General features: G+C 73.1%; 20 protein-coding genes. 13 read left to right on the forward strand and 7 right to left on the reverse strand.

Going from position 1 to position 19,127, the window contains the following annotated elements:
* Positions 1–32 precede the first annotated feature (32 nt).
* From AB0C69_RS03375 to AB0C69_RS03385, 3 genes are read left to right on the forward strand one after another with little or no spacing between them, the layout of a single operon-like run.
* Entirely contained in the window at positions 33–1,253 is a 1,221-nt protein-coding gene (locus AB0C69_RS03375) for a hypothetical protein (protein ID WP_360349170.1), read from the forward strand.
* The gene (locus AB0C69_RS03380) at positions 1,253–2,038 is read left to right on the forward strand and encodes an SDR family oxidoreductase (protein ID WP_353831027.1); all 786 of its coding nucleotides are present in this window, start codon (positions 1,253–1,255) and stop codon (positions 2,036–2,038) included. The genes AB0C69_RS03375 and AB0C69_RS03380 overlap by 1 nt, the downstream gene beginning before the upstream one ends.
* 14 nt (positions 2,039–2,052) lie before the next feature.
* The gene (locus AB0C69_RS03385; RefSeq protein WP_360349173.1) at positions 2,053–3,210 is read left to right on the forward strand and encodes a sulfotransferase; all 1,158 of its coding nucleotides are present in this window, start codon (positions 2,053–2,055) and stop codon (positions 3,208–3,210) included.
* A gap of 36 nt (positions 3,211–3,246) precedes the next feature.
* Here the strand turns inward: AB0C69_RS03385 and AB0C69_RS03390 are convergent, their stop codons facing one another.
* Positions 3,247–4,668 carry a DHA2 family efflux MFS transporter permease subunit gene (locus tag AB0C69_RS03390; RefSeq protein ID WP_360349176.1) on the reverse strand — a complete coding sequence of 474 codons (1,422 nt, stop codon included), beginning with the start codon at positions 4,666–4,668 and terminating at the stop codon, positions 3,247–3,249.
* A gap of 142 nt (positions 4,669–4,810) precedes the next feature.
* Between AB0C69_RS03390 and AB0C69_RS03395 the strand changes: the two genes are divergently transcribed.
* The 3 genes from AB0C69_RS03395 (at position 4,811) to AB0C69_RS03405 (ending at position 7,709) form a co-directional block, all read left to right on the forward strand.
* Entirely contained in the window at positions 4,811–5,794 is a 984-nt protein-coding gene (locus AB0C69_RS03395; protein WP_360349179.1) for a sigma-70 family RNA polymerase sigma factor, read from the forward strand.
* 89 nt (positions 5,795–5,883) lie between these two features.
* Entirely contained in the window at positions 5,884–6,660 is a 777-nt protein-coding gene (locus tag AB0C69_RS03400; RefSeq protein WP_345178122.1) for a class I SAM-dependent methyltransferase, read from the forward strand.
* A 167-nt stretch (positions 6,661–6,827) separates the two neighbouring features.
* Complete coding sequence (locus tag AB0C69_RS03405) at positions 6,828–7,709, forward strand: diacylglycerol kinase family protein (protein WP_360349182.1); 882 nt, start codon at positions 6,828–6,830, stop codon at positions 7,707–7,709.
* A gap of 21 nt (positions 7,710–7,730) precedes the next feature.
* On the opposite strand, the gene AB0C69_RS03410 is transcribed toward AB0C69_RS03405, so the two are convergent.
* The 3 genes from AB0C69_RS03410 to AB0C69_RS03420 form a co-directional block, all read right to left on the reverse strand.
* Positions 7,731–8,579, reverse strand: coding sequence for a class II glutamine amidotransferase (locus AB0C69_RS03410; protein WP_360349185.1), 849 nt, complete (start codon positions 8,577–8,579; stop codon positions 7,731–7,733).
* 198 nt (positions 8,580–8,777) lie between these two features.
* Positions 8,778–9,335, reverse strand: a complete 558-nt coding sequence (locus tag AB0C69_RS03415) for a snapalysin family zinc-dependent metalloprotease (RefSeq protein ID WP_345178128.1) — start codon at positions 9,333–9,335, stop codon at positions 8,778–8,780.
* A 29-nt stretch (positions 9,336–9,364) separates the two neighbouring features.
* A complete protein-coding gene (locus tag AB0C69_RS03420) occupies positions 9,365–10,087 on the reverse strand; it encodes a trypsin-like serine protease (protein WP_360349188.1) in 723 nt (240 codons plus the stop codon).
* 659 nt (positions 10,088–10,746) lie between these two features.
* Here AB0C69_RS03420 and AB0C69_RS03425 point away from each other — a divergent pair.
* On the forward strand, positions 10,747–11,709 hold the full coding sequence (locus AB0C69_RS03425; RefSeq protein ID WP_360349191.1) for an isocitrate lyase/PEP mutase family protein: 963 nt from the start codon (positions 10,747–10,749) through the stop codon (positions 11,707–11,709).
* Here the strand turns inward: AB0C69_RS03425 and AB0C69_RS03430 are convergent.
* On the reverse strand, positions 11,646–12,221 hold the full coding sequence (locus tag AB0C69_RS03430) for a hypothetical protein (protein WP_360349194.1): 576 nt from the start codon (positions 12,219–12,221) through the stop codon (positions 11,646–11,648). The two genes, AB0C69_RS03425 and AB0C69_RS03430, sit on opposite strands and share 64 nt — an antisense overlap.
* A 153-nt stretch (positions 12,222–12,374) precedes the next feature.
* On the opposite strand from AB0C69_RS03430, the gene AB0C69_RS03435 reads away from it, so the two are divergent.
* From AB0C69_RS03435 to AB0C69_RS03460, 6 genes are all read left to right on the forward strand, one after another.
* On the forward strand, positions 12,375–13,541 hold the full coding sequence (locus tag AB0C69_RS03435) for a histidine kinase (RefSeq protein ID WP_360349197.1): 1,167 nt from the start codon (positions 12,375–12,377) through the stop codon (positions 13,539–13,541).
* Positions 13,538–14,140, forward strand: coding sequence for a response regulator transcription factor (locus AB0C69_RS03440; protein ID WP_345178140.1), 603 nt, complete (start codon positions 13,538–13,540; stop codon positions 14,138–14,140). Before AB0C69_RS03435 ends, AB0C69_RS03440 begins: the two co-directional genes overlap by 4 nt.
* Positions 14,141–14,368: 228 nt before the next feature.
* Positions 14,369–15,925, forward strand: coding sequence for a carboxylesterase family protein (locus AB0C69_RS03445; RefSeq protein ID WP_360349200.1), 1,557 nt, complete (start codon positions 14,369–14,371; stop codon positions 15,923–15,925).
* Positions 15,926–16,054: 129 nt separating this feature from the next.
* Positions 16,055–16,720: a response regulator transcription factor gene (locus tag AB0C69_RS03450; RefSeq protein WP_345178144.1), complete on the forward strand. Its 666-nt coding sequence runs from the start codon at positions 16,055–16,057 to the stop codon at positions 16,718–16,720.
* A 122-nt stretch (positions 16,721–16,842) separates the two neighbouring features.
* Positions 16,843–17,046: a hypothetical protein gene (locus AB0C69_RS03455; RefSeq protein WP_345178146.1), complete on the forward strand. Its 204-nt coding sequence runs from the start codon at positions 16,843–16,845 to the stop codon at positions 17,044–17,046.
* Between the two features lie 54 nt (positions 17,047–17,100).
* On the forward strand, positions 17,101–17,631 hold the full coding sequence (locus tag AB0C69_RS03460) for a dihydrofolate reductase family protein (RefSeq protein ID WP_360349204.1): 531 nt from the start codon (positions 17,101–17,103) through the stop codon (positions 17,629–17,631).
* Between the two features lie 36 nt (positions 17,632–17,667).
* On the opposite strand, the gene ppk2 is transcribed toward AB0C69_RS03460, so the two are convergent.
* Both ppk2 and AB0C69_RS03470 read right to left on the reverse strand, forming a co-directional pair.
* On the reverse strand, positions 17,668–18,468 hold the full coding sequence (gene ppk2, locus AB0C69_RS03465; protein WP_345178149.1) for a polyphosphate kinase 2: 801 nt from the start codon (positions 18,466–18,468) through the stop codon (positions 17,668–17,670).
* Between the two features lie 47 nt (positions 18,469–18,515).
* On the reverse strand, positions 18,516–19,100 hold the full coding sequence (locus AB0C69_RS03470; RefSeq protein WP_345178150.1) for a helix-turn-helix domain-containing protein: 585 nt from the start codon (positions 19,098–19,100) through the stop codon (positions 18,516–18,518).
* Between the last annotated feature and the right edge of the window lie 27 nt (positions 19,101–19,127).

A 19,127-nucleotide genomic window follows, 5' to 3' on the forward strand; every position in this document is an offset into this window, starting at 1 on the left:
CGGCCTCGCGCCCGCGACCCGAGGAGAGCCCGGTGGCCACCGATCCAGCCGAAGGCAGCACCGACCGCCCGGACGCCGCGACGCGCTCGTTCGCCGACGCGGTCGTGGAGGCGGAGCGGATCATCCGCGCCGCGCCGCACGTCAAGACCGACCAGGACCTGGCCGAGGGCCTCGACTACCTGGCCGGCAGCATCAAGGCGTCACTGCACATGGTGGGCGCCTACCAGCGGGACTATCCGTTCTTCGCGTCGTCGACCGGGCCGTACACCAAGCTCGGGCTCGACAATCCCGACACGCTGTACTTCCACGCCTACATCCGGGACGACGCCGAATACGTCGTGACCGGGCGCCGGGGGACGACCGCCGACCTCAGTTTCCAGGTCATGAACGGCGACTACTCGCCGGCCAAGTCGCCCGACAGCCTCACCGCCTTCGACGACCGCGAGCTGGACATCGCCGAGGACGGGACGTTCCGGCTGCGATTCGGCCCTCCGAGGGAGGACGCCGGGCCCGGCTACGTCGCGCTCGCCCCCGGCTCCGCGATGCTCATCGTGCGGGAGGTCTTCAGCGACTGGGAGAACGAGAGGCCGGGCGAGATCCGCATCCACCGGGCCGACACGCTCGGGACCTCCCCGCTGCCGGTCCCGTCCGACCGGATGGCCCGGCGGTACGAGATCGCGGGCAAGATGCTGGTGTCGCGGATCCGCACCTTCCTGGCCTTCCCGGAATGGCACTACCTGCAGTTGCCGGTCAACACGCTGACCGAGCCGCGGCCCACGCCCGGCGGCCTGGCGACGCAGTTCTCGTCCGTCGGCCACTACGACCTGGACGACGACGAGGTGATGGTCGTCACCTGCCCAGCCGCCGATCGTGAGGTGGCGCCCTACCAGGGCTTCCAGCTCGGCAGCATGTGGTACGTCTCGCTCGACTACATCAACCACCAGACGAGCCTCACCGCGGACCAGGCCCGCGTGGACGAGGACGGCATGATCCGGTACGTCGTCAGCGAGCACGATCCGGGGCTCGCCAACTGGATCGAGCGGACCGGGCACCGCCGCGGCTACCTGCAGTTCCGCTGGCAGAGGCTCGCCCGCGACCTCACACCCGAGGACGGGCCGAGCGTCGAGGTCGTCCCGTTCGCGGACCTCCCGCGCGCCCTGCCCTTCCACGAGAGCCAGCGCGTCGGGAGGCGGGAGTGGGCGGAGCGGATCGCCGCCCGCCAGACCGCCGTGGCGAAGAGGATGCTGGGCTGATGGGCGCCGGACTGCTGGAGGGCAAGGTCGTCGTCGTCTCCGGCGTGGGCCCGGGGCTCGGCCGGGGGCTCGCGCTCCAGTGCGCGAAGGCCGGGGCCGACGTCGTGCTCGCCGCGCGCAACGAGGAGCGGCTCGCCGAGGTCGCCAAGGAGGTCGAGGACCTCGGGCGGCGGACCGCGACCGTCCCGACCGACATCCGGGACGCGGCGGCCTGCGAGCGGCTGGCCGCGGCCGCGCGGGAGGCGTTCGGCCGGGTGGACGGCCTGGTCAACAACGCCTTCGCCACCCCGCCGCTGACCGACCTGACGAAGGTCGACCTCGATGCGGTGCGGGCGGGCTTCGAGACCAACGTCCTCGCCGCGCTCCACCTGACCCGGCTGTTCGTCCCGGCGCTGGAGGACTCCCGCGGCTCCGTCGTCATGATCAACTCGGCGGTGCTGCGGCACTCCCGCCGGACGTTTGGCGCCTACAAGATGGCCAAGGCGGCACTGCTGGCGATGGCGCAGAACCTGGCCACCGAGCTCGGGCCGCGCGGGATCCGCGTCAACACGATCGCGCCCGGCTACATCTGGGCGCCCAACCTCAAGTGGTACTTCCACCACCTCGCGGAGAAGCGCGGCGTGACGGCGCAGCAGGTCTACGACGAGAACGCCGCGACGACCGACCTGCGCAAGCTGCCCGAGCCCGACGAGGTCGCCGACGCCGCCGTGTTCATGCTGTCGCCGCTGGCCCGCGCCGTCACCGGCCAGTGCCTGGACGTCAACTCCGGCGAGTGGCACCACTAGGAAGGGACGGACCGATGACGAACGGTCGCGACAGCGTGGGGACCGTCGAGGACCTGCACGCCTCGGCCGCCAGGATCACCGGCTCGGACGACTTCGGCGGCGACGAGTACCTCGAAGGGCTGAAGGTGCTGCTGGAGTCGCTCGCCGGGGAGGCCGGGCTCACCCCGCTCGGCAACAGGGCGCAGCGCGCGATGCTGCGCGGCGCCCTGGTCGCCCGGCAGTACTCCGAGGCGGCCTGGCGGCGGCACCCCGGCCACGCGGACGTCCCCGTCGAACGGCCGATCTTCGTGACCGGCCTGCCCCGCACCGGGACCACGGCCCTGCACCGGCTGCTCACCGCCGACCCCGCGCACCAGGGCCTCGACCTGTGGCTGGCCGAGGTGCCGCAGCCGCGCCCGCCGCGCGAGACCTGGGCCGGCGACCCGGTCTTCCAGGCGATCGACGCCGGGTACCGGCGGCACCACGTGGAGAACCCCGAGTTCATGGGCGTCCACTACATCTCGGCGGACTCCGTCGAGGAGTGCTGGCAGCTGCTCCGCCAGAGCATGCTGTCGATCTCGTTCGAGTGCCTGGCGCACCTGCCGGGCTACTCGTCGTGGCTCGCCGGGCAGGACTGGACGGACGCCTACCGCAGGCACCGGCGCAACCTCCAGCTCATCGGCCTGAACGATCCCGGACGGCGCTGGGTGCTGAAGAACCCCAGCCACCTGTTCGCGCTGGACGCGCTGCTGGAGGTCTATCCCGACGCGCTGATCGTCCAGACGCACCGCACGCCGCGCACCGCGATGGCGTCGATGTGCAGCCTGGCCGCGCACGCCACCGCCGGATGGTCGGACGTGTTCGCCGGCCCCGTGATCGGCCGCGACCAGCTCGACCTGTGGGGCCGGGGCCTCGACCTGTTCCGCGCCGAACGGGCGCGCCACGACCCCGCGCGGTTCGCGGACGTCCACTACGACGACTTCGTCCGCGACCCGATCGGCACGGTCGAGTCCGTCTACGCGCGGTTCGGGCTGCCGTTCACCGGCGACGCCCGCGCCGCCATGACGAGGCTCCACGGCGAGAGCTCCACCGGCGCCGCGAAACCCGCCCACCGGTACTCGCTCGCGGACTTCGGCCTCACCCCGGAGCAGGTCGACGAGCGCTTCGCCGACTACGCCGCCGGACTCCGGTGATCCGCCGACCCGCTGACGGCACGGCTTCTCCGCGCTTCAGCGGGTCGGCTCGGGCGCGCGTCGCGGAACCGGCGGCGCCGGAAGGGGCCGGGCCGTCCGGTCGGGTCCGGGCAGGAACAGGGCGGCGACCGCACCTGCCAGCGACAGCGCGCCCGTGAGGGTGAGGGCGGGCCCGAAGCCGTCGGAGAAGGTCCCCGCGGTCCCGTAGCCGCCCTCGGCGGTGAACACCGCGGCGGCGACCGCCACGCCCAGCACCGCGGCGAGCTGCCGCAGGGCGTTGAACACGCCGGACGCCTTGCCGATCTCCCGCGCGGCGACGGAGTTGATGACCGCGGTCTGCGCGGCGGGCATCGCCATGCTGATCCCGGCCCCCGCGACGACCATGGGCGCGATCAGCTCCGGATAGGCGGTCGAGGGCCCGGCGGTGAGGCCGATCCACCCCATCCCGATCGCCTGCAGGGTCAGTCCGGCCGCGGTGAGGGGACGGGCCCCGGCCCGGTTCACCAGCGCCCCCGCGGCAGGCGCGATCACGGTCACGGTCGCCGTCCACGGGACGAGCTGGAGCCCGGCGGCCATCGGCCCGGCCCCGAGGACGGTCTGGAGGAACTGGGCCATGAAGAACAGCGAGCCGTACAGCGCCGCGTACATGAGGAGCCCGGCGGCGTTCCCCGCGGAGAAGCCGCGCGAGCGCAGCAGCCGCATCGGCACCATCGGCTCGCGGGTGCGCAGCTCCCAGGCGACGAAGGCGGCGAGCAGCAGGACCCCGGCCGCCAGCGCGCCGTCCACCTCGGCGGCGTCCCAGCCCGAGCCGTCCGCGCGGACCAGGCCCCAGACCAGGCCGAGCGCGCCGCCCGTCACCAGCAGGACGCCGCCGAGGTCGAAGGAGGCCCCGCCGCCGCGGCTCTCAGGGACGTACCGGAGCACCAGCGGGATGACCGCCAGCCCGATCGGCACGTTGAGCCAGAAGATCCATTGCCAGGCGAGCCCCTCGGTGACGATCCCGCCCACCACCGGCCCGGCCACCACCGCCAGGCCGGTGACCCCGGCGAAGGCGCCGAGGGCCCGGGCGCGCCGCTCGGGCGGGACGCCATGGCTCAGCAGCGCCATCGCCAGCGGCATCACCAGCGCGGACCCGCACCCCTGGACCGCGCGGGCGGCGATCAGCCAGCCGATGCCGGGGGCCGCCGCGCAGGCCGCCGAGGCCGCCGTGAACAGGCCGAGCCCGCTCACGAACATCCGCCTGCGCCCGAACCGGTCGCCCAGCGCGGCGCCGGTCATCAGCAGGACGGCGAAACTGAGCCCGTAGGCGTTCACGGTCCATTCGAGCTGTTCCATGGTGGCCGACAGGTCGAGCCGGATCCTGGCCAGCGCGGTCGTCACCGCCGTCGCGTCCAGCGCCACCATCAGCGACGCCGTCGCGGTCAGGCCGAGCAGCCCGCCGCTTGTCCTCTGCGCCATGCGCGTTCCCTCCAGGTGATCGGGCGAGCCGGCCGGCGGCTCGCCGTCGCCTGTACAAACCGCCCGCGCGGGCGGTACTCAGCGGGTGGAGGCCGACGAATCCGGCCCCGCTCTCCGGTCAGTACAGGGGGAGGTGCGTCCTATGAAGACCGATGAGAGAGATGCCGGTCCCGAGGAGTTCGGACGGTTGACGGATCCGTTCAGGCGGGAGCTGCTGGCCTACTGCTACCGGATGCTGGGTTCCGTCCACGACGCCGAGGACCTGGTCCAGGAGGTGTACCTGCGGGCGTGGCGAGCGTATGCGTCCTTCGACGGACGGGCGTCGCTGCGCACGTGGCTGTACCGGATCGCCACGAACGCCTGCTTGAACGCTCTGGAGCACAGCAGCCGGCGCGTGCTGCCCTCGGGCCTGGCCTCGCCGTCAGGCGACGTGCCGCCGCCCGGGTCGCGCGCCCCGGAGGTGCCCTGGCTGGAGCCCCTGCCCGACCGGCTCGTCGGCGGTGCCCCGGAGGACCCGGCGGCGGTCGTCGCCGAGCGGGCGAGCCTGCGGCTGGCGTTGATCGCCGCCTTGCAGTACCTGCCCGCCCGGCAGCGGGCCGTGCTGGTCCTGCGGGACGTGCTGGGCTGGTCCGCCGCGGAGGTCGCCGGGACGCTCGGGATGACCGGCGCGGGGGTCAACAGCACGCTGCTGCGCGCCCGGTCCCGCCTGGAGCGGCTGGTCCCCGCCGGGGACGAGATCGCCGAGCCGGACGAGCCGGCGCGCCGCGAGCTGCTCGACCGGTTCGCCAGGGCCTTCGAGACGGTCGACATCGCCGGGCTCACCCGGCTGCTCACCGAGCAGGCGGCCTGGGAGATGCCGCCCGTTCCGCACTGGTTCAGAGGCCGGGAGGCCATCGGCCGGCTGCTCGCCGCGCGGCTGCCCTCAGGCCGCGATCCCCACCTGCTCGTGCCCGTCCGCGCGAACGGCCAGCCGGCCTTCGGCGCGTACCTGCGCGGCGAGGACGGGATCCTGCACGCGCATTCCCTGATGGTGGTCACTCCCACCCGCTCCGGAATCGCCCGCATTTCGAGTTTTATGGCCCCTTCCCTTTTCGACGACTTCGGCCTTCCCCGGGTGCGCGAATGATCGCTTCCGCCGCGCCGCCGCTTTTACGGGGCGCGGCGGAAGGGTAGGTCACGAGGCGAACCGCAGGTGCTCCTTGGGGGACGAGCCCGATGACGAAAGCGCTGCCGCCCACCAGCCGGAATCGCGCGAGCCTGGCGTACCGGCTGCGCTACGCCGCCCAGAATCCAGACAAGATCGGTACATATCTGTCACGTATGGCGCGCGACCTGAAATTCCGGGTCTCCAGCCGCGACCACGTCGCCTACTACCGGGCCGTCATGAGGGCCGACGCGGCCCGGAGCCCGGAGGCCGCCGTCGGCAGCCCCACCCGCGAACGCTGGCTCGCCCTCGGCCAGATGCAGTTCGACTACCTGCTCAGGCACGGCCTCAAGCCGGACGACCGGCTCCTGGAGATCGGCTGCGGCAACCTGCGCGCCGGCTGGCGGTTCATCGACTACCTCGACGCCGGCAACTACTACGGCATCGACATCTCGCCCGACATCCTGCTCGCCGCGCAGCACACCCTCGTCCGCAACGACCTCCGCGAGAAGCTGCCGCACCTGACGCTGGTCGGCGACCTGAAACTGCGGTTCCTGCCCTCGGAGCACTTCACGGTCGTCCACGCGCACAGCGTCTTCAGCCACTCGCCGCTGGAGGTCATCGACGAATGCCTCGCGAACGTGGGGCGCGTCCTCGCCCCCGGCGGCTTCTTCGACTTCACCTTCGACCGCACCGAGGGAACCGAGCACCACGTCCTGCGCGAGGACTTCTACTACCGCACCGAGACCCTGACCTCCCTGGCCGAGCGCCACGGCTTCACCGCACGCTTCATGGACGACTGGGAGGACCTCCCGCACGGCCAGTCCAAGATCCGCGTCACCCGGTGAGGCGGTCCGGGGGCCGCGGCTCCCGTCCCGTGGCACCGTGACCCGTCCTACACCCGCCACCTGCATCATCCGGGCGGGGGAGGGAAAGCAGAAGCGGTGTGGGATCCCCCCAGGCCTCCGTCGCCGAGCAACGCCCCCGGAGGCTCCGCACGGCCGATCTGAGGACCATGATTCTCTTCACCAACGCCAAGGCCGGCACGCATGACGCCCAGACCTTGGACCGGGTGGCCGCGCTGCTCAGGGACGCCGGGCGGGACGTCACCGTCTGCCCGTGCGTCGCGCCCGACGACCTCGACGAGGCGCTGGACAGGGACCGCAAGGCGGTCGTCGTGGCCGCGGGCGGCGACGGCTCCATCAACCGCCTGGTCAGCACCCTGCACCGGCGCGGCGAGCTCGACCGGACGGTCGGGCTGCTGCCGATGGGCACCGGGAACGACCTCGCCCGCAACCTCGGCATCCCGCTCGACCCCGACGAGGCCGTCCGCCTCCTGCTGGACGGCGGGCACCGCGAGCTGGACATGGTCGTCGACGAGGACGGCCGCGTCACCCTCAACGCCGTGCACGTGGGCATCGGCGCCTCGGCCGCCGAGAGCGCCACGCGGTTCAAGCGCACGCTCAAGGTGGCGGCGTTCCCGCTCGGCGCGGTCATCGCGGGCCTGCGCCACTCCGGGTGGCGGCTGCGGGCCGAGGCGGACGGCGAACTCGTCGCCGAGGGCAAGTTCCTGATGGCCGCGCTCAGCAACGCGCCCGGCATCGCCGGCGGCTCCGCCCAGCTGGCGCTGGACGCGCATCCGGGTGACGGGAAGATGGAGCTGGTCGTCTCCGCCGCCACCGGGCCCTTCGCGCGGATCGCCTACGCCCTGCGCCTGCGCGACGGCAGCCACCGCCACCGGGACGACGTCCTGCACATCAAGGCCCGCAAGGTCACGATCAGCGGCGAGGAGTTCCGGAGCAACAGCGACGGCGAGGTGTCCGGTCCCTACACCAGCCGCACCTGGACCCTGCACCCCGGCGCCTGGCGGCTGATCGCCCCGCCCCGGCCCGCCTGAGGACGGGCCGCCACCGGAACGTCAGGCGGTGCTCTCCTCGGGCTTCCGGACGGGGACGAGGGGATGCAGTTCGTGGGTGCCGGGCCGCACGACCGCGTACGAGCTCTCCGGCACCTCCGTCCACGCGCCCTCGAGATGGTGGATCGGCTCGGACACGACGAACCGCGCGTCCGTCCCGAGCCGCTGGAGGACGTCCAGCCCCGGGTAGAGCGAGCGCAGCTCGGCGATGTCGGTGGAGTAGAAGAGCGACCTCGTGCGTCCCTGACTGGAGTAGCGGAACACCCAGATCGACTCGCCCTCGCTGGTGGCCACCGTCATCTGCAGCGGATCGGGCACTCCGTGGCGACGCCCGAGGTCCTCGACGAGGCCGATGGTGCGGGCGACGGCGCCCGGCGGGTCCTCCCGCAGGCCGAAGGTGAGGGCCAGGTAGAACAGGGCCTCGGAGTCGGTCGTGCCCTCGATCTCGGGGTAGAGCGAGGGATCGACCGCGAACATGACGTCCCGCTTCAGCCGCGGGTAGTCGGCGATGGCCCCGTTGTGCATCCACAGCCACCGCCGGTACCGGAACGGGTGGCAGTTGCTGCGCTGCACCGCGGCGCCGGTCGAGGCCCTGACGTGGGCGAACAGCAGCGGGGTCCGGATCTCCCGGCTGATCTCGCGCAGGTTCGGGTCGTTCCAGGCGGGAAGGACGCTCTTGTACACGCCGGGGATCGGCCGGTCCCCGAACCAGCCGACGCCGAAGCCGTCCCCGTTCGTGGTCTCCGCCCCCAGCCGGGCGTGCAGGCTCTGGTTGATCAGGGAATGGGCCGGCCGGAAGAGCAGGGCCTCCGCCAGGGCCGGGTCCCCGGAGTAGGCCATCCACCTGCACATCGCCACCACCTCGCATCGACTCGCCGCCGCGGCGACCGGGAGCCCGTCCCGGGATTCGGCCAGGTACGAACCCCCTTTACTTCCTCCCTACCCGATGAGACCCGCGCGCACCAGCGCGAACGGGGCCGGACGCGCGGCACCGCGGGCACGTGTCGGCGTCGTGCCCGCGGTGCGACGCGGTCGGAAGAGGGCGGACGGTCAGAAGACGAAGCAGTCCGCGTACCGGGTCTCCCGGCTGAGCGCGGCGGGCACGAGACCGCCCGCGTTGCGGGTGACCTGGGCCGCCTCGGTCGAGTGCGGGGTGGTGCTCTGGCAGGACGTCGGCGAGCTGTGGCCGGACATCAGGTAGTCGCAGCGCCCGTTGCGGTTGTCGGGCAGGCCGAGGGCGTGCCCGAGCTCGTGCGCCGCGATCCTCGGCGGGTAGAAGCCGTCGTTGACCGCCTCGCGCCCCATGTAGATGGTGGCGCGGCCGAAGCCGTTCATGTAGGTGCGGGGCCAGCCGTTGTCGGCGTACACCTTCACGGTGGCCTGCGCACCGGTCGCGGCCCTGAGCTGGATCGCCGGCACGGCCGCGTTCCACGCCGCGGCGCCCTGGTCGACGGCCGCCCTGAACTCCTGCGCGGCACTGGCGTCGTAGTAGATGGTGCGGACCGCGACCGGGGCCGCGGCCGACGCCGGCTCGACGGCGAGGGCGGGCACCAGGAAGGACAGTCCGAGCGTGACGGCCAGCGCCGCCATGATCCTGCGAAGTGACATGGGAGCTCCTCGGGGGTGGGGGCGGGGGGTCAGCGGCCGATCTGCTGATTGATCCAGGACAGGTACGGCGCGATGCCGGTGTAGAGCGTGGTGGTGGCGCACTCGCCCAGGTTGTCGCCGGGGCCGTGGGTCTCGCCGACGAGCGTCCAGTCGCCGCGGGTGCCGACGACGGCCGGGCCGCCGGAGTCGCCGTGGCAGGCCGAGTGCGTCCGGTCGCCCGAGACGCACACGTCGTTGGCGGTGCCGCCGCCGGCCGCGCACCGGCTGCTGGGCAGGATCGTCAGGTCGATCTCCTGGAGGACCGTGGCGGTCCTGCAGCTCGGCCAGCTCATGCAGCCGAAGCCGAGCAGCCGCACGGGGGTGCCCGCGGCGGGGTTGGACTGCGCCATCTTCACCGGGGCGGACTGGGCGGGGGTGGAGAGGTGCATCAGCGTGAGGTCGGTGCCCGACCGGGTGGTGCGCCGGTCGATCTGGCGGACCTCGCCGCCGGAGTTCTTGTAGGTCGAGCCGATCCGGGCCTGCGACGCCGAGCCGCAGTGGTTCGCCGTGACGATCCACTGGGCCGCGACCAGGCTGCCGCCGCAGCCGTTGCTCAGCGACACCATCCAGGAATAGGTCTCGGTGGCGTTGTGGCCGCCGATGATCGGCACACCGCCCTCACCGGGGGGCTCGGCGGCGTTCGCGGACGTCACACCGCACATCGCGAGCGCGAAGGCGCACGCGACCAGCGTCGCCTTCAGCAGTTTGCGCATGACGGTTCTCCAATCGGGGGGTCGTGCCGCCGGGGCCGTCCTGCTCGCGCGCGGAGCGGGGGGTGCGGCCCGGAACGGCGGGTTCGCTGCTCGTCCTCGGCTCCGTCGCGGAGCACCGCCCGCCATTCTCGGCGGGCTTGCGGGAAAACGCGTTCGCGATAAAGATGACGGCGGCCGGCACGGGCCGGACCGGCATGCTCCTGCGCATGCGACGGCGAATTCGTCTTCTCGCGGGGACCACAGCTACGGGAGAGTAGCCGAGGAAAACGAGCCCCCTCCAGAAGGTGAAAAGCACTAGATGTTCAATGTGTATTTCGAGGGGCATAGAAACCCGCCGGTTCCAGCGCGTTCACCTGGCGTTCGCAGAGCGCGTCCGCCGCCCGCCGGAGGCCGGGCCCCGGCCGGGTCGGGGCGGTCAAGCACAGCTCCCGCAACGGTCGCGACGAATAAAAGAACAATTCCCAACATCACCCGCCAAAGCGGACCGTTTTCTTTGCCTTTTTGCCGCCTCCCTCCCCTTCCTTGACCCGCGTTTTGCTTTGCGCATGGGTAACTATTCACGACACGGAATACCGACTGCGGTGTGGTCGCCACAAGCCGTGGCGTTCCGTATTGGTCGGACAAGTCGCCCGCGCCCCCATGCAACGAAAGGAGAAAAGGTGAACTACGGAGAAGAACTCCGACGCGAGATCAGGTCGGAAGGCACCACCCCGCTGATCGGGGTTTTCGACATGTTCTCCGCCTCCGTCGCCGCGCAGCACTACAACGGACTCTTCGTGTCCGGCTTCGGCTTCGCGGCGTCGCACTACGGCCTTCCCGACATCGGCTTCATCGCCTGGCCCGACATCGTCGCGTTCGTGCAGCGGCTGCGGCTCGCCTTCCCCGGGCGGCACCTGCTCGTGGACATCGACGACGGCTACGTGGACCCCGAGGTCGCCTGCCACGTGGTCGAGCAGCTGGAGCTGATCGGCGCGTCCGGCGTGATCCTCGAGGACCAGCAGCGGCCGCGGCGCTGCGGGCACGTGGACGGCAAGCGGATCCTGCCACTGCAGGAGTACCTCGACAAGCTCGACATGGTGCTGCGGACCCGGCGCGACCTCGTGGTGGTCGCCCGCACCGATGCCGGCGAGGAGGACGAGGTGCTGGCCCGCGCCGAGGCGCTTGCGCGGACCGACGCGGACGTCGTGCTGGTCGACGGCGTCCGGAGCGTCGAGCAGATCCGCCGGGTCCGGGCGGTGATCGGCGACAAGCCGCTGCTGTTCAACCAGATCGCGGGCGGGAGGTCGCCCCGCATCTCGCTGCCGGAGCTGACCGAGCTCGGCGTGGAGGTCGCGATCTACAGCACCCCGTGCCTGTTCGCCGCCCAGAGCGCCATGGAGGAGGCGATCGTCCGGCTCAAGCGCGACGACGGCCGCCTGCCCGAACACACCGCGGGGAGCGTCGGCGTCCGGGAGTCGCTGGCCCTCCTCGAACGCAACATCAGCCGCAACCACCCCAGGCCGGAACTCGCCGCGATGTTCCCGGACGGCGGCGCCTTCTCCCGGCCCGCCGCGGCCGGTCACAGCAGGAAGACGAGCATGGCGGCGACCACCACGTCGATCACGCCGCAGGCTTCGGCGTAGGAGCGGGAGACGACCCTGTCGAGCTTGAGGTGGACGGCGTCCCACACCCCGTGCAGGAACCAGCCGGCCGCGACGAGGTAGCGGCCGAGGTCAGGGTCGACCGCAAGGCTCGCGAACGCGAGGGCGCCGAACCCGACCATCCCGGCCGCCTGCGCTCCGAAGACGGCCCGCCCGTCTGGCGCCTCGGCGAACGCCCCCCAGACGAGCAGGACCAGCGCGGCGGCCGTGATGACGGCGGACAGCGGGACCACGTCCAGCATGCCGATCGCGGCCATGGCCACGACCATGGACCCGACGACGGGCCAGGACGCCCCGCGCCGGCCGATCCGGGCGAGGATCAGGTACTCCAGGGCCAGCAGGAGCAGCAGCTCGCCGAACCCGGAGACCGCCTCGTCCGGGTCGCCGAGGCCGCCGCCCCAGATGAGCGCCGCGGCGGCGAGGGCCGCCGCCGTGGGCCAGCGACGCATCAGCGCGTGACCCCGGCCGTGGCGCGTGGCTTCCTGTGCTCGCACGGTGCTCCTCCTCGGGTGGGCGACGCCTCCACCCTCGGGCGGCGCGACGGTCCCGGGTAGTGGCGGACCACCACGCGCGCGGATGACATCTGTCATGCGGATACCGGACAAATGACACCCGCCCGGGGCGCCTTCCGCTGGAACAATGGCGGCGTGCGCACAGGGGCCGACGAGGCAGGGCTGGCGGGGTTCCGCCGCTACACCTGGTGGGCGGTGCCGGGCACCAACGTGGCCGTCCTCATCCTCCTCACCGGCGAATGGATCCTGGACGGCGACGTGCCGGTCCAGCCGCGCGCTCTCGGCGCCGCCGCGCTGGCGGTCGAGGTCGCGGCGGTGGTGGCCCTGCTGAACGCGCGGCTGTCGGCCGGTGCGCGGCCCCGCCCGCCCGCGGGCTGGCCGGCCGCCGGAGCGCTGGCCGCTCTCGTGCTCGCCGTCTGCCCCCTGGCCGTGCGCGACTACGGGCTGTGGCCGATCGCGCCCGCGATCATGACGGCGGTCGCCGCGACCTACCTGGACCGCGGCCGCCGGCTCCGGCTGATCGCCGCCGCGGTGCTCGCCGCGGCGCTGCCCGGCGGCGCCGTCAGCCTCCTGAGCGGGGACGGCGAACTGCCGTACGCCGCGCTGTTCCCGCCCGGGGTCACCGCCTTCGTCGCCTGGGCCATGCTCGGCCCCCTGTGGGCCTGGGACATCGCGGGGCGGCTGGACGAGGCGCGCCGCCTGTCGGCCGAACTCGCCGTGAAGGACGAGCGCCTCCGGTTCGCCGCCGACCTGCACGACATCCAGGGCCACCACCTGCAGGTCATCGCCCTGAAGAGCGAGCTGGCCGCCCGGCTCGCCGAGACCGACCCGCCGCGCGCCGCCGCCGAGATGCGCGAGGTCCGGCGGCTGGCCGCCGACGCGCTCGGCGACACCCGCGCCGTGGTGCTCGGCTACCGCCGCACCAGCCTGGACGACGAGATCGCCAACGCCACCCGGATCCTCGCCTCCGCGGGCATCGACGCCCGCACCACCGCGGAGCCCGCCGCCATCGGCGACACCGCCCGCCACCTCCTCGGCCTGGTGATGAGGGAGGCGACCACCAACCTCCTCCGCCACAGCCGGGCGCGCCACGCGTCCGTCGACTACCGCGTCACCGGCGGCGTCGCCCGCCTCCGGGTGGGCAACGACGGCGCGTCCGGCCCCGGCGCCGCCCCCGGCACCGGCCTGACCGCCCTCGCCGGCCGGCTGCGGACCGCGGGCGGCGACCTGACCTGGACCCGCGACGCCGACCGGTTCGAACTCACCGCGTCGCTGCCCGCCGCGAACGGCGACGACCGATGATCCGGCTCCTGATCGCCGACGACGAGGACCTCCTCCGCAGCGCCCTGGCCTCCCTGCTCGCGCTGGAAGACGATCTGGAGGTGGTCGCCGAGGCGGCCACCTCCACCGACGCGGTCCGGCTGGCCCGCGAGCACCGCCCGGACGTCGCGGTCCTGGACCTGGAGATGCCGCCCGCCGACGGCCTGCGCGCCGCCGAGGAGATCACGGCCGAGCTGCCGACCCGGATCGTCCTGGTCACCCGGCACGCCCGGCCCGCCGTCCTGCGCCGCGCCCTGGCCGCCGGCGTCCGCGGCTTCGTCCCGAAGACGACCTCCGCGTCCCGGCTCGCCGAGATCATCCGCGACGTCGCCGCCGGCCGCCGCTACGTCGACGCCGACATCGCCGCGGCCGCCCTCACCGAGGACGAGTGCCCCCTCACCGACCGCGAGCTGGAGGTCCTGCGCGCCGCCCGCACCGGAGCCTCGGTCAACGAGATCGCCGCCCAGGTCCACCTGGCCCCCGGCACCGTCCGCAACTACCTCTCCACCGCCATGACCAAGCTCCGGGCCCCCACCCGCCACGCCGCCGCCCACCGAGCCTGGCAGCAGGGCTGGATCTGACCCCGCGCCTACATCCGTGGGCGGGCGCGGGGCCTTCGCTCCGTCCGGAGTCGGGGGTCCAAGACGGGACGCCGGGCTGAGGCTACGGGGCGCCGGGTTCCCTAGCGTCGAACCGGCGGGTCATCCCGTCCTTTGCTCTCGAACGAGTGCCGCCGGACGGCGGACGTGATCAGACGGGCGGTCGTCATCGTGGCGGGTCTCAGCAGCGTGTCCCCTGGAGTCAGAAGCGTGTCCACCGCGCTCGCGGCGGTCTCGGTCGCCGGGGCGCTGATGGCGTGCCGTTCGCCGCATGAGCCCGCGCGAGCGCCGCTGACCGTGCGCGTGGATTCCGGAAGCGTGCGGGGCATCGCGAAGGGGAGATCCCGGCAGTTCCTCGGCATCCCCTACGCCGCACCGCCCACCGGAGCCCGGCGTTGGACGCTGCCGCGCGAGCCGGCTCCGTGGCGCGGCGTAAGGGACGCCGGGCGGCCGGGGAAGGACTGCGCGCAGGGCTCGCCGGGGCCCGAGAACCCGTCCGGCGAGGACTGCCTTTACGTCAACGTCACCACTCCGCGCGGACGCCACGGTGCGTTGCCCGTGATGGTGTGGTGGCACGGCGGCGGCTTCACCCAGGGGAGCGGGAAGGACTACGACGCCGTCCGGCTGGCGACCGAGGGCAAGGCCGTCGTCATCACGGTGAACTACCGGCTCGGCATATTCGGCTACCTGGGGCTGCCCGGGCTGAAAGGGTCGGGCGACTTCGGCTTCGCCGACCAGATCGCGGCGCTGCGGTGGGCGCGGCGCAACGCCTCGGCGTTCGGCGGCGACCCGCGCAACATCACCGTCTTCGGCCAGTCGGCGGGCGCGATGTCGGCCTGCGCGCTGCTCACCTCGCCCGCGGCCCGGGGACACTTCGACAAGGCGATCATCTCGTCGGGTGCGTGCGGGCTGCGCTGGCCCGCCGGCGGCCTGTTCCCCGGAGCGCCCGCCGACCGGCCCTACGTCCCCGTCGCCCAAGGCCGGGAGGACGGCGAGGCCGCCGCCCGGGAACTGGAGTGCGCGGGCACGGACGCGCTGGCGTGCCTGCGGGGCAAGACCACCGCCGAACTCCTCCCGCACTCGCCGTCCTTCGCCGACCACCTCGCCTACGGCACCGAACTGCTGCCGCGGGACCCGGCGGCGGCGCTGCGCGCGGGCGCGTTCACCCGCGTACCGGTGATCATCGGCGGCACGCGCGACGAGGCCCGGTCGTTCGTCGCGGGCGCGATCCGGTACGACCCGAAGCTGATCACGGCGGAGACCTATCCCCGGCTGCTGGAGGAGGCGTTCGGGCCCGCCGCGGGCAGGGTCGCCGCCCGGTACCCGCTGTCGCGGTACCCGTCCGCCGGGCTGGCCTGGGCGACGGTCCTGACCGACGCGTCCTGGGCGTGCTCGGCACTGGCCGGCGCCCGGGACCTCGCCGCGCGCACGACCGTCTACTCCTACGAGTTCGCCGACGAGAACGCGCCCAACGTCAACGGCCTGCACGTCCCCGACGTCCCGCAGGGCGCCGCCCACGCCACCGACCTGCCCTACCTCTTCGACCTGGGCGCCAGAGACCTGCTGGTGAACCGCGAGCGCAAGGGGCTGGCCCGGACCATGGTCGGCTACTGGAGCGCCTTCGCCCGCTCGGGCGACCCGAACCACCGGGGCGCGCCGCGCTGGCGGCCCGGCACCGCGCCGCTGAGCCTCGCGCCCGGCGCGATCCGCACCGTCGACGCCGGGGCGGAGCACGGCTGCGGGTTCTGGGAGACGGTCGCCCGGTGACCGCGGCGGGGCTCCCGGCAACGGGACGCCGCCGGCGCGGCGCGCTGCGATGATGGGCGGGCCGCCGGCGGCGGGACCCGACCCGGCCGGGGGTCCGGGGCCGCGCCCGGCCGCCCCGAGGGAGCCGCCATGACGATCAAGGTGCTCGTCGCCGACGACCAGGACCTGGTCCGGGCCGGATTCTGCATGATCATCGACGCCCGGGAGGACCTGGAGGTCGTCGGCGAGGCGGGCGACGGCGACCAGGCCGTCCGGGAGGCCGCCCGGCTGCGCCCCGACGTCGTCCTGATGGACGTGCGGATGCCCGGCGCCGACGGCATCGACGCCACCCGGCGGATCACCGCCGCCGCCGACCCTCCCAAGGTCATCATCCTGACCACGTTCGACCTGGACGAGCCGCTCTACGCCGCGCTGCGGGCGGGGGCGAGCGGTTTCCTGCTCAAGGACGTGCGCCCGCCGGAACTGGCCGACGCCGTCCGGGTCGTCGCCCGGGGCGAGGCGCTGCTGGCCCCGACCGTGACGCGCCGGCTCCTCGACCGGTTCGTGGCCGTCCAGCCGGCCGAACCCGTCCGGCCCGCACGGCTGGCCGAACTGACGGACCGCGAGGTGGAGGTGCTCACGCTGGTCGCCCGGGCCGCCTCCAACGCGGAGATCGCCGGGTATCTGTCCCTCGCCGAGGCGACCGTGAAGACCCACGTCTCGTCGGTCCTGCGCAAGCTCGGCGCCCGCGACCGCGTGCACGCCGTCGTGATGGCCTACGACCTCGGTATCGTCCGGCCCCGCCCCTCAGCCTGAAGTCGCATCCGCAGGACCCCTCGCGCGGCCGAGGCCCCCGCGTCCGCGGCGGGCCTAACCTGATCACAGGAAGTAAGAGGACCATCACCAAGGGCGGTGCGCGGATGTTCAGGTCACGACGGGTGCATGAGGACGAAGAGTGGGAAGGCGTCGTCGACGGCAAGTCCCGGAACATGCCGGACGGGTCGAACCTCTACCACTACCTCAAGGTCACCTTCACCGGCGGCGGCAGCAAGAAGATCCGCGTCGACGGCTCCCTCTGGAACTCGGTGAGCGAGGGCGACCGGATCGTCAAGCGCGCCGGATCCGACCCGGCCAAGCAGTAACGGCACCGTCCCCCGCGGCGCCTCCGCCCACCCGACCGATCACTGAGGGACCACATGCGCAAGGTCGTGCTCTACCACTTGATGTCGCTGGACGGGATCGCCTTCGAGGACGGCGACTGGCTCGCCGACGACGGCCCCCAGCTGGTCGGCTACCTCGGCCGGGTCATCGCCGCCCAGGACGACGTCCTGATGGGGCGCGGAACATACGACTACTGGGCCGGACACTGGCCCACGTCCGACTTCCAGCCGTTCGCCGACTTCATCAACGGCACCCGCAAGCACGTCGTCACCTCAAGCGCGCTCGGCCAGGAGTGGACGAACTCCACCCGGGTCACGACGGACGTGCACGAGTACGTCACCGCCCTGAAGCAGGAGCCCGGCGGTGACATCGGTCTCCACGGCAGCATCGAACTGGCCCGCTCGCTGCTCCGGGCCCGGCTTGTCGACGAACTGCGGCTGGTCGTGGCCCCCGCGGTGGTCGGGAACGGCAGGCGGGTGTTCGACGGCGACGGCGTCCAGTCGTGGAAGCTCGCCGAGGTCGAGCGGGGGAAGAACGGCACGCTGTTCCTGGACTACAGCCGCTGACGGGCCGTCCCGGGCGGCCGCCCGCGGCGCCGGGTCTCATTTCAGGGACGCGGAGTGGTCGGGGACGTAGGTCTGCATGTCGCGCGGCGGCCGCTCGTATCCCCTGGGGGGCGGCCGTTCGGGGAGCGCCAGCCGCGGCGGCTCCACCGTGCGGTAGGGGATCGTCGACAGCAGGTGGGCGATCATGTTGATCCGCGCGCGGCGCTTGTCGTCGCTCTCCACGACGTACCAGGGCGCCTCGGGGATGTCGGTGTGCACGAACATCTCGTCCTTGGCGCGGGAGTAGTCCTCCCAGCGGGTGATGGACTCCAGGTCCATCGGCGACAGCTTCCACCGCCGCGTCGGGTCGGCCAGGCGGCTGCGGAAACGGCGCTCCTGCTCGGCGTCGCTCACGGAGAACCAGTACTTGCGCAGCAAGAGCCCGTCCTCGACCAGCAGCCGCTCGAAGATGGGGCACTGGTGGAGGAAGCGCGTGTACTCCTGCTTGGAGCAGAAGCCCATGACGCGCTCGACGCCCGCCCGGTTGTACCAGGAGCGGTCGAACAGGACGATCTCCCCGGCGGCCGGCAGGTGCTCGACGTAGCGCTGGAAGTACCACTGGGTGCGCTCGCGGTCGGTCGGGACGGGCAGCGCGGCGATCCGGGCGACGCGGGGATTGAGGTACTCGGTGACCCGCTTGATCGTGCTGCCCTTGCCGGCGGCGTCCCGTCCCTCGAACACCACCACGACGCGGGCGCCCTCGCTGCGCACCCACTCCTGGAGGTTCACCAGTTCCGACTGGAGGCGGGCGAGCTCCGGCTCGTACACGCGCCGGGACAGCCGCTTGTCCTTGCTCATGCACAGATCTCTACCCAGGAGGATGCCCTGCCCGCCGCGCGTCCCGTCTACGGTGCCGCGGGGTCCAGGTAGGGGGCGAGGAGTTCGTGGGCGAGGCGGCGGGCCGCGCGTTCGGCGAGGCCGTCCTCGATCATCCGCGTCAGGGCGTAGACGATCGACTGGACGAGTTCGGCCGTGCGGTCGGGGTCGGAGGCGCCGTGGTCGGCCAGGGCCGCGCGGAGCGGCGTCTGGAGCTCGTCGTGGAGCAGCCGGCTGGAGTTGGCCAGCGTGTCGGTGCGCCCGGTGGCCGCGAGGGCGCGGGCCAGCGCGTGGTCTCCGCGGGCGACGAGGCGGAGGTTGGCGTAGACGTAGGCCAGGATCCGGTCGCCGGGCGTCCTCGCCTTCGCCATCCGCGCCTCGACGTAGGCCGACCAGCGCGGGAAGGTGTCGACGATGAGGGCGTCGAGCAGGTCGTCGCGGGACCTGAAGTAGGCGTACACGCTGGAGCGGGCGAGCCCGGCCCGGCGGGCGACGTCCGCGAGGCCGGGGGCCCGCTCGGGGTCCTCGGACAGCAGGGTGCGGGCGGCGTCGAGCAGGGCCGCCCGCTGCGCGGCCCGGTGCTCCGCCACGGTCGGCGCCTGGATCTTCGGCACGGGGCCCCTCCGGTCCGGTCGTCCTCG

This window comes from Actinomadura sp. NPDC048032 (assembly GCF_040653175.1).
Lineage (GTDB): Bacteria > Actinomycetota > Actinomycetes > Streptosporangiales > Streptosporangiaceae > Spirillospora > Spirillospora verrucosospora.

Excerpts from the sequence above, each read along its gene's own strand:
- AB0C69_RS03380 (WP_353831027.1), top strand. The coding sequence starts at position 1,253 with ATGGGCGCCGGACTGCTGGAGGGCAAGGTCGTCGTCGTCTCCGGCGTG.
- AB0C69_RS03385 (WP_360349173.1), top strand. The coding sequence starts at position 2,053 with ATGACGAACGGTCGCGACAGCGTGGGGACCGTCGAGGACCTGCACGCC.
- AB0C69_RS03390 (WP_360349176.1), bottom strand. The coding sequence starts at position 4,668 with ATGGCGCAGAGGACAAGCGGCGGGCTGCTCGGCCTGACCGCGACGGCG.
- AB0C69_RS03395 (WP_360349179.1), top strand. The coding sequence starts at position 4,811 with ATGAAGACCGATGAGAGAGATGCCGGTCCCGAGGAGTTCGGACGGTTG.
- AB0C69_RS03400 (WP_345178122.1), top strand. The coding sequence starts at position 5,884 with ATGACGAAAGCGCTGCCGCCCACCAGCCGGAATCGCGCGAGCCTGGCG.
- AB0C69_RS03405 (WP_360349182.1), top strand. The coding sequence starts at position 6,828 with ATGATTCTCTTCACCAACGCCAAGGCCGGCACGCATGACGCCCAGACC.
- AB0C69_RS03410 (WP_360349185.1), bottom strand. The coding sequence starts at position 8,579 with ATGTGCAGGTGGATGGCCTACTCCGGGGACCCGGCCCTGGCGGAGGCC.
- AB0C69_RS03415 (WP_345178128.1), bottom strand. The coding sequence starts at position 9,335 with ATGTCACTTCGCAGGATCATGGCGGCGCTGGCCGTCACGCTCGGACTG.
- AB0C69_RS03420 (WP_360349188.1), bottom strand. The coding sequence starts at position 10,087 with ATGCGCAAACTGCTGAAGGCGACGCTGGTCGCGTGCGCCTTCGCGCTC.
- AB0C69_RS03440 (WP_345178140.1), top strand. The coding sequence starts at position 13,538 with ATGATCCGGCTCCTGATCGCCGACGACGAGGACCTCCTCCGCAGCGCC.
- AB0C69_RS03450 (WP_345178144.1), top strand. The coding sequence starts at position 16,055 with ATGACGATCAAGGTGCTCGTCGCCGACGACCAGGACCTGGTCCGGGCC.
- AB0C69_RS03460 (WP_360349204.1), top strand. The coding sequence starts at position 17,101 with ATGCGCAAGGTCGTGCTCTACCACTTGATGTCGCTGGACGGGATCGCC.
- ppk2 (WP_345178149.1), bottom strand. The coding sequence starts at position 18,468 with ATGAGCAAGGACAAGCGGCTGTCCCGGCGCGTGTACGAGCCGGAGCTC.